At 60.2% G+C, this 12,389-nt stretch carries 14 protein-coding genes; 9 read left to right on the top strand and 5 right to left on the bottom strand.

What is annotated here, in order from left to right:
• The first annotated feature begins 159 nt into the window (after positions 1 to 159).
• The 6 genes from hisB to D8U82_RS21755 all read left to right on the top strand — a co-directional run bounded on the left by hisB (position 160) and on the right by D8U82_RS21755 (position 4,197).
• Complete coding sequence (hisB, locus tag D8U82_RS21780) at positions 160 to 753, top strand: imidazoleglycerol-phosphate dehydratase HisB (protein WP_016772125.1); 594 nt, start codon at positions 160 to 162, stop codon at positions 751 to 753.
• Positions 753 to 1,391: an imidazole glycerol phosphate synthase subunit HisH gene (gene hisH, locus D8U82_RS21775; RefSeq protein WP_130902938.1), complete on the top strand. Its 639-nt coding sequence runs from the start codon at positions 753 to 755 to the stop codon at positions 1,389 to 1,391. The genes hisB and hisH overlap by 1 nt, the downstream gene beginning before the upstream one ends.
• Complete coding sequence (locus D8U82_RS21770) at positions 1,392 to 1,652, top strand: DUF2164 domain-containing protein (protein ID WP_011332018.1); 261 nt, start codon at positions 1,392 to 1,394, stop codon at positions 1,650 to 1,652.
• Between the two features lie 102 nt (positions 1,653 to 1,754).
• Positions 1,755 to 2,504, top strand: coding sequence for a 1-(5-phosphoribosyl)-5-[(5-phosphoribosylamino)methylideneamino]imidazole-4-carboxamide isomerase (gene hisA, locus D8U82_RS21765; RefSeq protein WP_130902937.1), 750 nt, complete (start codon positions 1,755 to 1,757; stop codon positions 2,502 to 2,504).
• Positions 2,505 to 2,597: 93 nt separating this feature from the next.
• A complete protein-coding gene (gene hisF / locus D8U82_RS21760) occupies positions 2,598 to 3,368 on the top strand; it encodes an imidazole glycerol phosphate synthase subunit HisF (protein ID WP_016772122.1) in 771 nt (256 codons plus the stop codon).
• 73 nt (positions 3,369 to 3,441) lie between these two features.
• On the top strand, positions 3,442 to 4,197 hold the full coding sequence (locus D8U82_RS21755) for an ABC transporter substrate-binding protein (RefSeq protein WP_041477526.1): 756 nt from the start codon (positions 3,442 to 3,444) through the stop codon (positions 4,195 to 4,197).
• Here D8U82_RS21755 and D8U82_RS21750 read toward each other — a convergent pair.
• The 5 genes from D8U82_RS21750 to gpmI all read right to left on the bottom strand — a co-directional run bounded on the left by D8U82_RS21750 (position 4,178) and on the right by gpmI (position 10,931).
• On the bottom strand, positions 4,178 to 5,515 hold the full coding sequence (locus D8U82_RS21750) for a Vps62-related protein (RefSeq protein WP_241668077.1): 1,338 nt from the start codon (positions 5,513 to 5,515) through the stop codon (positions 4,178 to 4,180). The two genes, D8U82_RS21755 and D8U82_RS21750, sit on opposite strands and share 20 nt — an antisense overlap.
• A 156-nt stretch (positions 5,516 to 5,671) precedes the next feature.
• Positions 5,672 to 6,448 (bottom strand): divergent polysaccharide deacetylase family protein, encoded by a 777-nt coding sequence (locus D8U82_RS21745; protein WP_130902935.1) that lies wholly within the window; start codon positions 6,446 to 6,448, stop codon positions 5,672 to 5,674.
• A 2-nt stretch (positions 6,449 to 6,450) separates the two neighbouring features.
• Positions 6,451 to 7,770 carry a S41 family peptidase gene (locus D8U82_RS21740; RefSeq protein ID WP_130902934.1) on the bottom strand — a complete coding sequence of 440 codons (1,320 nt, stop codon included), beginning with the start codon at positions 7,768 to 7,770 and terminating at the stop codon, positions 6,451 to 6,453.
• Between the two features lie 31 nt (positions 7,771 to 7,801).
• Positions 7,802 to 9,088: a murein hydrolase activator EnvC gene (locus tag D8U82_RS21735; RefSeq protein WP_016772118.1), complete on the bottom strand. Its 1,287-nt coding sequence runs from the start codon at positions 9,086 to 9,088 to the stop codon at positions 7,802 to 7,804.
• A gap of 313 nt (positions 9,089 to 9,401) precedes the next feature.
• Complete coding sequence (gpmI, locus tag D8U82_RS21730) at positions 9,402 to 10,931, bottom strand: 2,3-bisphosphoglycerate-independent phosphoglycerate mutase (protein WP_016772117.1); 1,530 nt, start codon at positions 10,929 to 10,931, stop codon at positions 9,402 to 9,404.
• A 153-nt stretch (positions 10,932 to 11,084) separates the two neighbouring features.
• Here gpmI and D8U82_RS21725 point away from each other — a divergent pair, with 153 nt between their 5' ends.
• From D8U82_RS21725 to secB, 3 genes are read left to right on the top strand one after another with little or no spacing between them, the layout of a single operon-like run.
• A complete protein-coding gene (locus D8U82_RS21725; RefSeq protein ID WP_016772116.1) occupies positions 11,085 to 11,498 on the top strand; it encodes a rhodanese-like domain-containing protein in 414 nt (137 codons plus the stop codon).
• 1 nt (position 11,499) lies between these two features.
• The gene (gene grxC / locus D8U82_RS21720) at positions 11,500 to 11,754 is read left to right on the top strand and encodes a glutaredoxin 3 (RefSeq protein ID WP_016772115.1); all 255 of its coding nucleotides are present in this window, start codon (positions 11,500 to 11,502) and stop codon (positions 11,752 to 11,754) included.
• A 57-nt stretch (positions 11,755 to 11,811) separates the two neighbouring features.
• Positions 11,812 to 12,297 carry a protein-export chaperone SecB gene (secB, locus tag D8U82_RS21715; RefSeq protein WP_016772114.1) on the top strand — a complete coding sequence of 162 codons (486 nt, stop codon included), beginning with the start codon at positions 11,812 to 11,814 and terminating at the stop codon, positions 12,295 to 12,297.
• Positions 12,298 to 12,389: the final 92 nt, after the last annotated feature.

The following is a 12,389-nucleotide window of genomic DNA, read 5'->3' as shown; positions in this document are numbered from 1 at the left end:
CATTTGTTTATGGCATGCCTGTACTGGCTTGTATGGACATGTCTACCCGCGACAGCCGGGCGTTCTATCCGTCAGGCATCTCACCTCTCGTGTTTCTGTTTGCCTCCTGCGTGCCTATAATGGCTGCCTTTTTCGCCCAATGATTTTGCGGAGCTGGTGATGGCCGAACGTAAGGCGTCTGTCGAGCGCGACACTCTGGAAACCCAGATCAAAGCCTCGATCAACCTTGATGGCACCGGAAAGGCCCGATTCGATATCGGTGTACCTTTTCTTGAGCACATGCTGGATCAGATCGCCCGTCACGGGTTGATCGACCTGGATATCGAATGCAAGGGCGATCTGCATATCGACGACCACCATACGGTGGAAGACGTCGGTATCACCCTCGGCCAGGCGTTTGCCAAAGCCATCGGCGACAAAAAAGGCATCCGTCGCTACGGCCATGCCTACGTGCCGCTCGATGAAGCGCTGTCGCGCGTGGTGATCGATTTCTCCGGTCGCCCGGGCCTGCAGATGCACGTGCCGTACACCCGCGCTACCGTCGGCGGTTTCGACGTTGACCTGTTCCAGGAGTTTTTCCAGGGCTTCGTCAACCACGCGCTGGTCAGCGTGCACATTGACAACCTGCGCGGCACCAACACCCACCACCAGATCGAAACCGTGTTCAAGGCTTTCGGCCGTGCGCTGCGCATGGCCGTCGAGCTGGACGAGCGCATGGCCGGGCAGATGCCGTCGACCAAAGGCGTTCTGTAATGCAGACGGTTGCAGTTATCGACTACGGCATGGGCAATCTGCACTCGGTGGCCAAGGCTCTTGAGCACGTCGGCGCCGGCAAGGTGCTGATCACCAGCGATGCGAACGTGATTCGCGAAGCCGACCGCGTGGTATTCCCGGGCGTTGGCGCGATTCGCGATTGCATGGCGGAGATCCGTCGCCTCGGCTTCGATTCGCTGGTCCGTGAGGTCAGCCAGGATCGGCCGTTCCTCGGAATCTGTGTCGGCATGCAAGCCCTGCTCGATACCAGCGAAGAGAACGCCGGCGTCGACTGCATCGGCCTGTTTCCGGGCGCGGTGAAATTCTTCGGCAAGGATCTGCACGAAGACGGCGAGCACCTGAAGGTCCCGCACATGGGCTGGAACGAGGTAAAGCAGAAAGTCAGCCACCCGCTGTGGCATGACATTCCGGACATGGCGCGTTTCTATTTCGTGCACAGCTACTACATCGCCGCCGCCAACGCGCGGCAGGTGGTCGGTGGCGGTCACTACGGTGTCGATTTCGCCGCAGCGCTGGCCGATGGCTCGCGTTTCGCCGTGCAGTTTCACCCGGAGAAAAGCCATACCCATGGCCTGCAGCTCCTGCAGAACTTCGCCGCGTGGGACGGTCGCTGGTAAATGGCCGTCAAGAAGTCCAAGCCGCCGATTCTGACCCTCACTCCCGAACAGGAGAGCGAGGCCAATCGCAAGATTCAGCGGTTCATGGAAGACCGTTTCGAACTGGACCTGGGTTCATTCGAAGCGGCGGAAATTCTTGAGCTGTTTACCCGCGAAATTGCTCCGCACTATTACAACAGGGCGATTTTCGATGTGCAGACCCACCTCAAAGAGCGGTTTGAAAGCATCGAAAGCGACCTGTGGGCGCTCGAAAAAAATTAGGAGCAGCGGCAAGCTTCAAGCTACCAGCTGCAAGAAACAGCCATACATGCGTGCTTGCAGCTTATAGCTTGCAGCTTGCAGCTCTTTGACGAAGGAAAAAGCATGCTGATTATTCCCGCTATCGATCTCAAGGACGGCGCCTGCGTACGTCTGCGCCAGGGCCGCATGGAAGATTCCACGGTGTTCTCCGATGACCCGGTGAGCATGGCTGCCAAGTGGGTGGAGGGCGGTTGCCGCCGTCTGCATCTGGTCGATCTGAACGGCGCTTTCGAAGGCCAGCCGGTCAATGGCGAAGTGGTCACTGCGATCGCCAAGCGCTACCCGAACCTGCCGATCCAGATCGGCGGCGGCATCCGTTCGCTGGAAACCATCGAGCATTACGTCAAGGCCGGCGTGAGCTACGTGATCATCGGCACCAAAGCCGTAAAAGATCCGGCCTTCGTCGCTGAAGCCTGCCGCGCGTTTCCGGGCAAGATCATTGTCGGTCTGGATGCCAAGGACGGTTTCGTCGCCACCGATGGCTGGGCGGAAATCAGCACCGTGCAGGTGATCGATCTGGCCAAACAGTTTGAAGCCGACGGCGTCTCGTCGATCGTTTATACCGACATCGCCAAAGACGGCATGATGCAGGGCTGCAACGTACCGTTCACCGCTGCGCTGGCCGCTGCCACCAGGATTCCGGTGATCGCTTCCGGCGGCATCCATAACCTGGGTGACATCAAGTCGCTGCTCGACGCCAAGGCACCGGGCATCATCGGCGCGATCACGGGCCGCGCGATCTATGAGGGCACTTTGGATGTTGCAGAGGCTCAAGCTTTTTGTGATGGCTACGCGGCCAGCTCCAAGTTGTAAGCTGCAAGCTGCAAGTTAGAAACTCGACCGCGATCGGCTCTTTCTTGCAGCTAGTAGCTTGAAGCTTGTAACTCTTAATCGGAGATTAAGCCCATGGCGTTAGCCAAACGCATCATCCCTTGCCTGGACGTGGACAACGGCCGGGTCGTCAAAGGTGTGAAGTTCGAGAACATCCGCGACGCCGGTGATCCGGTGGAAATCGCCCGTCGCTACGACGAGCAGGGTGCCGACGAGATTACCTTTCTCGATATCACCGCCAGCGTCGATGGCCGTGACACGACGCTGCATACCGTCGAACGCATGGCCAGCCAGGTGTTCATCCCGCTGACCGTCGGCGGTGGCGTGCGCACCGTGCAGGACATTCGCAACCTGCTCAATGCCGGTGCCGACAAGGTATCGATCAACACCGCAGCGGTGTTCAACCCGGAATTCGTCGGTGAAGCGGCGCAGCATTTCGGCTCGCAGTGCATCGTCGTCGCCATCGACGCGAAGAAAGTTTCCGGCCCCGGCGAAACTCCGCGCTGGGAGATTTTCACCCACGGCGGGCGCAAGCCCACCGGCCTCGACGCGGTCGAGTGGGCGAAGAAAATGGAAGGCCTCGGTGCTGGCGAAATCCTCCTGACCAGCATGGATCAGGACGGCATGAAAAACGGCTTCGACCTCGGCGTGACCCGCGCCATCAGCGACGCGCTGGGCATTCCGGTGATCGCTTCCGGTGGCGTCGGCAATTTGCAGCATCTGGCCGACGGCATTCTCGAAGGCCATGCCAGTGCGGTGCTGGCGGCAAGTATTTTCCACTTCGGCGAATACACCGTGCAGGAAGCCAAGGCCTACATGTCGCATCGCGGCATCGTCATGCGCTAAAGCGTACAGGCCAGTGGACAGCATGGCGCGCCCAAGGCACTCTTGGGCACGCCATGGATTCCGGTAGCCCGACATGATCAAACGCCTGCTTGTTGTTCTCGCCAGCGCCTCGTTGTTATTCATCAGCAATGCCCGGGCCGAAACCAGTCCCGACACCGATCTGGTGCTGCTCACCGAGAACTTCCCGCCGTACAACATGGCGAAGAACGGCAAGAATTTCGCCCAGGGCGACAACATCAACGGTATTGCCACGGACATCGTTCGCGAGATGTTCCAGCGCGCCGGCCTCACTTACAGCCTGACCCTGCGTTTCCCCTGGGAACGTGTCTACAAGCTCGCCCTGGAAAATCCCGGTTACGGGGCCTTCGTCATGGCGCGCCTGCCCGATCGCGAAAGACTGTTCAAATGGGTCGGCCCGATCGGCCCGGATGACTGGATCCTGCTGGCCAAGGCTGACAGCAAGATCACCCTCGAGACCCTCAACGACGCGCGCAAATACAAGATCGGCGCCTACAAGGGTGACGCGATTGCCGAGACACTCACCAAGCAAGGCCTCAAACCGGTGGTGGTGCTGCGCGATCAGGACAACGCTAAAAAGCTGCTCAATGGCCAGATCGATCTGTGGGCCACGGGTGATCCTGCCGGCCGTTATCTGGCACGGCAGGATGGCGTGACCGGTCTGAAGACCGTGCTGCGCTTCAACAGCGCCGAGTTGTACCTGGCGCTGAACAAGGATGTTTCCGATGAGGTGGTCAACAAGCTTCAGACCGCGCTGGATCAACTGCGCAAAGAAGGCGTGGTCGATGAAATCATGGCGCGCTATCTGTGACCACATCCAGATCAGGCGATGGCAGCGCTTCTACGCTGGTGCTGTCGATGCCTGTCTCAGCGGGGATATCCGACGTCAGCGATGGGCACGAACTGACTGACTCGATGGATTGCGGCGGGTATTGCGTCAGCAGAACGCTGGAGTCGTCGGTATAGCCGAAATCGACCGCCACTTGAGTACCGTCTTCCCTCACCAGTTCGTAATGGCTTTGCATCTGATAGACCGCTACGGCTGATTGTTTTGGCACCATGGCAATCACGATCTGCGGTCGCAGCTCGTGCCAGCCGTTGGAAGACGCTTCAGTGTGGGTCAGGGCCTTCGGCAGGCAAGCCGAGAATCTGGTCATGCGGATGTCGCTCAGAGGCGCGGATGGCCAGGCTTTTACAATTTCCATCGCGGTGAAGCTATGGAACATCCGCATCGTCACGGCGCTCTGCGCGCGCGGCGCAGTCCATTTTCTCGCGCGGTATGTGTCTGCCTCATTGCGCTCATAACCGATGAGCACGTATTGGTCGGTCCTCTTGAGTGCGTAGTAAGGTGAGTTGCGAAACTGCTCACCGGGATGCGCATGGTCTCGCACCGCGAACCAAGGCAGGCGGGCAACATGTGTGACTGCGGCGGGTTCGCTTTCGGCTGGCTTGGCATAGCCACCGAGAACCGGAACCTGCGGTGGTTCGCTCAGTTGCACAGGGATCTGCATGCGCAACGCGTACGCCGATGAAGGTGCCGCAGGCTTGCTGTAGCCCTGAATGCCGGCGAATGTGCCCGCTGCAAACAGGATTTCGCCTGCTGCCGCAGTCGGCGGTTCGATGGCGTAGGCACTGAAACTCATTTTGGCGCCGCTACCTTTGTCATTCCAGATCAACTCGCCGAGGTTCGCCGCGACGACGAGGTCGACCCTGACGCAACGCACTGAGTTGAGCGAAGGTTTGCAATGATCGGTGGTGCAGACTTGCCCCAAGGCGACGTAACCGACAGGTGCCAAAGGGCGCCAGATCGACAGGCGCGCAACATTGGGCGCCCCGGTTTCTTTCCAGACCAGTTCAAAATCGACCGGACGCGCCAGTGCCTTGCCTCTGGCGTTTTCGACTCCTTTCAAATCCCTCTCGCAGACCACGGCCGCGACTACTTCGCCGTTGATATTGGCATCGCCGGGGATCAGCATATCGCCCAGCGGGAAATAGCCCGGCAGTGCATCCGGAGCGGGGGCAGGGCGCCAGAAGGTGGCGGGTTTCGCTTTCGAGCCGTTGCTGCTCCAGACCCGATTGAATTCCGTGGTGAAGTTGATCAGCAGGTTGTCCTGGATGATCGGTTCCATTTGCCGTGGCAGCGCTGCGATATTGTCTTCGATAGTCATGATGATTCCTGATAGTTGAAAGCGACGCGAGGGCGTCGCGACCTGTTGCAGGTCGCACTATCGGAAACGGGGACGGTTATCGGGTGGTAACTATGTATGTGCCAGCGTCACAGGGTTTTACCTATAAACGCCGTCCTTGCCATGCCCGGCCATGGCGCGGTTGCTGCGCACGCTGATCATCTGCCTGATATCGATCCAGTCGATGCCTTGCGCTTTGAGTCTGGGTAATTCGCGCTCCAGCACCGCCAGGGTCTGCGGATACGGATGGCCGATCATCACCGCTGAACCCTGTTTGTGCGCCAGGGCGATCGCTGTCTGCAACTGAGTGGCAATGGCCGCTTCGGTGCGCTCATCATCGAGAAACACGTCTCTGGAAACGCTGGCCAGATCGATTTTCTGCGCCTGCTGCGCAGCGACCGTTTGAGCGCTGGTGCGGCTGTCGACGAAGAACTTGTGCCGACGCTGCAATTCGCCCATCAACCACGCCATCGCCGCAGGCTGCGCGGTCATGCGGCTGCCCATGTGATTGTTGATGCCGGCGGTGAACGGGACTTTTTCAAACGCGGCATTCAGGCGTTTCTGCAGCTCTTCGATGGGCAGTTCGGGGTGCCAGGCGTACGGCCCGGTGGCCGGATCCATGGGCATGTGCAGGATGACGATCTTGCCGGCGCGATGGGCTTCGCGGGCAAATTCGCTGGCGTGGGGGGTGTCGGGCATGATCGCCGCCGTGACCGGGCCGGGCAGGGAGAGCACGCGACGATCCCGGGGCAGGTTCTGCCCCAGGTCATCGATGATCAATGTCAGGTAGGCCTTGTGCGGGGAAGAGATGGCGGACTCTGCTTGGGCAAAGCCCGCCAGACAGCACAACAGGACGCAGAGTGCGCGGAGCAACATCCTCAGCGGCCGGAGGTGATGCTCAGGCCTTTGAGCAGGCTCAGGGCCTGGGCCAGCTGGTAATCGTCATCCTGCGGCATCGCTTTGGCCTTGCCGCCGGAACCGCTCGGTTTGTCGGCGCCGCCGTTGCCGTTGCCCAAATGACCTTGCAGATCGGCTTCCTTGAAGTATTCGCTGTCGGCTTCGTTGGTGATCTTCGCGCGGCGCACTTCGATGTCCGGCACGATGCCCTGAGCCTGGATCGAGCGGCCGTTCGGCGTGAAGTACAGCGCGGTGGTGATCTTCAGCGCGCGGTCGTTGTTCAGCGGCAGCACGGTCTGCACCGAGCCCTTGCCGAAACTGGTGGTGCCCATGACCACGGCACGCTTCTGGTCCTGCAGGGCGCCGGCGACGATTTCCGAAGCCGAGGCACTGCCACCGTTGATCAGCACGACCATCGGTACCGCTTCGCTTTCGTCCTTGCCGGTGGCGGAGAAGCGCAATTCGGAGTTGGCGATGCGGCCCTTGGTGTAGACGATCAGGCCTTTGGTGATGAAGTGGTCGACCACTTCCACTGCCGATTGCAGTACGCCGCCCGGGTTGTTGCGCAGGTCGAGAATGATGCCGTTGAGCTTCTTGCCGTTGTCCTTGCGCAGTTTGTCCAGAGCCTTGGAGACTTCTTCGCCGGTCTTGACCTGGAACTGGGTGATGCGGATGTAGCCGTAGCCCGATTCCAGCAGTTGCGCCTTGACGCTTTTCACCTGAATCACTGCACGGGCCAGGGTCACATCGAACGGCGTGCCGCCATCGCGAACCAGGGTCAGGGTGATTTTCTGGCCGATCTTGCCGCGCATCTTGTCGACGGCTTCGGTCATGGTCTGGCCGCGGGTTGGCTGGCCGTTGATCTTGACGATGAAGTCGCCAGCCTGAATGCCGGCCTTCGACGCCGGGGTGTCGTCGATCGGCGAGACAACCTTGATGAAGCCGTCCTCGGCGCCGACTTCGATGCCCAGGCCGCCGAATTCACCGCTGGTGCTTTCCTGCAGCTCGGTGAAATCTTCCGGGCCAAGGTAGGCCGAATGCGGATCGAGGTTGCTGAGCATGCCCTTGATCGCGTTTTCCAGCAGGGTCTTGTCGTCCACAGGTTCGACGTACGCGGCTTTGATCCGGTCCATGACCTCGGCGAAGGTGCGCAGCTCTTCCAGCGGCAACGGCGCCTTGGCGGTCGCGGCAGTGCCTGCCGGAGCGACGGTCGGGGCCGGTTGCGCGGCGAACGCCAGAGGCGCGCCGATCACCAGGGCGATCGTCAGGGCCAGCGAGGTAAGGCGGGACAAATGCAGCATGTCGAACGAACTCCTGAATTAGATGGTGCGCTTATCCTTGCGCACGACACCATTGCGCCGGATCACTCGGGTGACCCTGCTGACGAATTGCGAAATACAGCGCTGGCGTGTCCTGACCGCCACTGTTACCGACAGTGGAAATCGACTCGCCAGCCTTGACCACATCACCCGCCGACTTGAGCAGCGTCTGGTTGTGGCCGTAAAGACTGAGAAAACCGTTGCCATGATCGAGAATCACCAGCAAACCGGCACCGCGCAGCCAATCGGCAAACACCACGCGCCCACCGTGTACGGCGTGCACCTGGCTGCCGGCGGAAGCGCTGATCATCACGCCATCCCACTTGGTGCGGGCGTCGTCGCCACGGCTTTCACCGAAGCGTGCGAGTAATCGACCATCAACCGGCCACGGAAGTTTTCCCCGGGTCGCAGCAAATGGCCCGCCAAAGGTTTCGCCGCTGCTCGATACCAGCGCGCCGGGGCTTGATCTGGCGGGTTTTCGTGGGGCGTCGCTGTTATCAGCCTGCGCCTCACGCAAACGCTTTTTTTCCGCTTCCTGCTGGGCGATCAGCGCTTTCTGCCGCGCTTCCTCTGCCTCACGAGCCTGGCGGGCCAGGGTTTCTTCAATGGTTTTAAGGACTTTAGACAGGTCTGCCTGATCCTGCTCGCGGGCGGCGAGTTTCTGGTCGCGGGCCTTGACGTCGTCATTGAGTCTGGCAAGAACCTGCTGGCGTTCCTTGCGGACTTTCTCGAGTGCTTCGCGCTGCGTGTCGAGGTCGCTTTTCTGCACCAGCAACTGCGCTTGCTGCAGGCCGATGTCTTTTTCGACATTGGCCAACTGGCGCAGGGTTTCGTTGAAGTTCTTCAACTGCTCCAGGCGTGCCTGGCTCAGGTAGTCGTAATACGTGAGGGTGCGGGCGAACTTCTCGGGGTTCTGCTGATTGAGCAGCAGCTTGAGGTATTCCTGGCGGCCGTTCTGGTACGCCGCTCGGGCCTGAATGGCGATCAGTCGCTGCTGTTCAGTGCGCGCGCTCTGGAGTTTTTTTTTCTCTGCATCGAGCCGCTGTAGCTCGGATTCGCTTTTCTGCAGTTCTTTCTGCAGCGCGTCGACCTGTTTCTGCAGCTTGCCCATCTCGGTTTCAGTGCCCTTGAGCTCTTTCTGCACGCCGGACTTTTCTTCCTGCAGCTTGCCCAAGAGTTTTTTCAGCTCGGCGATATCCTGACGCGTGGCGTCCAACTGCTGTTGGGTTTGCGCGCGCTCGTCGGCGAAGGCCGGCTGGAGCAGACAGGTCAGAGCAAGGGCGATCAGGACGCGAAGCATAGGGGCGGGCGGCACCAGGGTAGAGGACGGCCTAGTATGCCCGCCCGAGGCTGCAAAAAAAACGCCCAATTGGGGCTGTGTGATAACTGGACAGAAAAACACTCCACACTAATGCAGGAGTGACCTGTGGCGAGGGGATTTATCCCCGTTCGGCTACGCAGCAGTCGTAAAACCAGCACACGCGGTGTACCAGAGATACCGCGGTGTTCGATTTCAGGGCGGCTGCGTCACCCAGCGGGGCGGTGCGACGGTTCGCTAAATCCCCTCGCCACAAAGTCATTTGCAGCAGGTTTCGCCGTTTTCTGGATTCGCGTTACACCAGGATCGAAGTCCCGGTCATCTCCGCCGGTTTTTCCAGACCCAGCAGCATCAGCATGGTCGGCGCTACGTCCGCCAGCACGCCGCCTTCGCGCACTTTCAGGTCGCGTTTGCCGACGTAGATGAACGGCACCGGCTCGGTGGTGTGCGCGGTGTGCGCCTGACCGGTGGATTCGTCGGCCATCTGCTCGACGTTGCCGTGGTCGGCAGTGATCAAGGCTTCGCCGCCGACTTTTTCCAGCGCTTCAACGATGCGACCGACGCAGGTATCCAGGCACTCGACCGCCTTGACCGCCGCGTCGAAGACACCGCTGTGGCCAACCATGTCGCCGTTGGCGTAGTTGACCACGATCACGTCGTAGCGCTGGTTTTCGATGGCGTCGACGATACGGTCAGTGACTTCCGGGGCGCTCATTTCCGGCTGCAAGTCATAAGTCGCGACTTTTGGCGACGGGATCAGGATGCGCTCTTCGCCCGGGAACGGTTCTTCACGACCGCCGGAAAAGAAGAAGGTCACGTGGGCGTATTTTTCGGTTTCAGCGATGCGCAGCTGGGTCTTGCCGTTTTTCGCCAGGTAATCACCGAGAACGTTTTCCAGGCTGCCGGCGGCGAAGGCCGACGGTGCCGGAATGCTTGCGGCGTACTGGGTCAGCATGACGAAACCGGCCAGTTTTGGCTGGCGGGCGCGCGCGAATTCCTTGAAATCGTCTTCGACGAACACGCGGGTCAGCTCGCGGGCGCGGTCGGCACGGAAGTTCATGAACACCACGGCGTCGCCGTCTTCAACTTTCACCGGCTCACCGATGGAAGTGGCTTTGACGAATTCGTCGCTTTCGCCACGGGCGTAGGCGGCTTCGAGACCTTCCTGAGCGGTGGCGGCGTTGAATTCGCCGTTGCCGTCGACGATCAGGTTGTAGGCCTGGGCGACGCGATCCCAACGGTTGTCACGGTCCATGGCGAAATAGCGGCCGATGATGCTGGCGATCCGGCCTTTGCCCAAGGCCTGGAAAGTCGCGTCGAGCAGTTCGATCGACGAAGCGGCGCTTTTCGGCGGCGTGTCGCGGCCATCGAGGAAGGCGTGCAGGTAGATTTTTTCGGCGCCGCGCTTGAAGGCCAGTTCGGCCATGGCGATCAGGTGATCCTGGTGGCTGTGCACGCCGCCATCGGACAGCAGGCCCATGAAGTGCACGGCTTTGCCGGCGGCCACGGCTTTATCGACAGCGGCGCAGATGGTCGGGTTTTCGAAGAATTCGCCGTCGCGGATCGCTTTGGTCACACGGGTGAAGTCCTGATACACCACGCGCCCGGCGCCGAGGTTCATGTGGCCGACTTCGGAGTTGCCCATCTGGCCGTCCGGCAGGCCGACGTCCATGCCGCTGCCCGAAATCAAGCCGTTCGGCACCGTGGCCCACAGACGATCCAGCACAGGTTTCTTCGCCGCGAACACGGCATTGGATTCGGGGCTGTCGCTGTGACCGAAGCCGTCGAGAATCATCAGGACCAAAGGTTTGGGCGTAGTCGTCATGGAATCCACTCGTGGCTGATAAAGAAGAGGGCGATGGAAAACGGAGTTGGAGTTTAAAGCGAAGTTCCGACCGCGTCACCGCCGGACGGGGTTTGGCCGACCATAGTGGCTGTGTATACTGGCCGACATTTTAACGCCCTGGAACCTCCTTCGATGGTTGCTCACCTGATTGAATTTGCCACTAACCACTACATTCTTGTCGGTATCTTCGTCGTACTTCTGGCTCTGTTGCTGGCGCACACGATGCAGGGCGGCGGCAAGAGCCTGAGCACCGGCGAGCTGACCGCACTGGTCAATAAAGACGCAGGCGTGGTGGTGGACATCCGTCCGGCCAAGGATTATGCCGCTGGCCACATCGTCGGCGCGGTGAACATCCCGCAAGACAAACTGGCTGCCCGCGTCGGCGAGCTGGAAAAACACAAGGCCAAGACCATCATTCTGGTCGACGCCCTCGGTCAGACCGCCGGTACTCACGCCCGCGAGCTGATGAAGTCCGGCTTCACCGCCGCCAAGCTGTCCGGCGGGATTTCCAGCTGGAAAGGCGACAACCTGCCGCTGGTGAAATGACATGAGCGAAGTCATCGTCTACTCCAGCGATTACTGCCCTTACTGCTCGCGCGCCAAGCATCTGCTCGCCAGCAAAGGCGTGGCCTTCGAAGAGATCAAGGTCGATGGCAAGCCGCAGCTGCGTGCCGAAATGACCAAAAAGGCCGGGCGCACGTCCGTGCCGCAGATCTGGATCGGCGCAAAGCACATCGGCGGTTGCGATGATTTATACGCCCTGGAGCGCGCCGGCAAACTCGACGCGCTGCTCAAGGGCTGAACGGCTGCACCCACGTACAGCACTCCCTAAAAGACCCAAGATCGATAAGGATCTGAGATGACTGACCAACAGAACACTGCAGCCAGCGAAGAAGAAACCGCACCGCAATTTTCCTTGCAGCGCATCTACGTACGCGACCTGTCCTTCGAAGCCCCGAAAAGCCCGGCGATCTTCCGCCAGCAGTGGGATCCGGCGGTCGGTCTGGATCTGAACACTCGCCAGAAAGCGCTGGAAGGCGATTTCTACGAAGTGGTGCTGACTCTTTCCGTCACCGTGAAAAACGGTGAAGAAGTGGCCTTCATCGCTGAAGTGCAACAGGCCGGTATCTTCCTGATCAAGAATCTGGACGCGGCTTCGATGAGCCACACCTTGGGTGCGTTCTGCCCGAACATCCTGTTTCCGTACGCCCGCGAAACCCTGGACAGCCTGGTTACCCGCGGTTCGTTCCCGGCGCTGATGCTGGCCCCGGTGAACTTCGATGCCCTGTACGCGCAAGAGCTGCAGCGCATGCAGGAAAGCGGCGAGACCCCGACTGTTCAGTAAGACGGTTCAGCAATACCCCATGTGGGAGCGAGCCTGCTCGCGAAAGCGGTCTGTCAGACACATCAATGTTGACTGACACTCCGTAATCGCGA

Source organism: Pseudomonas sp. Sample_23 (assembly GCF_004307595.1).
Lineage (GTDB): Bacteria > Pseudomonadota > Gammaproteobacteria > Pseudomonadales > Pseudomonadaceae > Aquipseudomonas > Aquipseudomonas atacamensis.
This window is presented reverse-complemented; position numbering and strand designations above follow the sequence as displayed.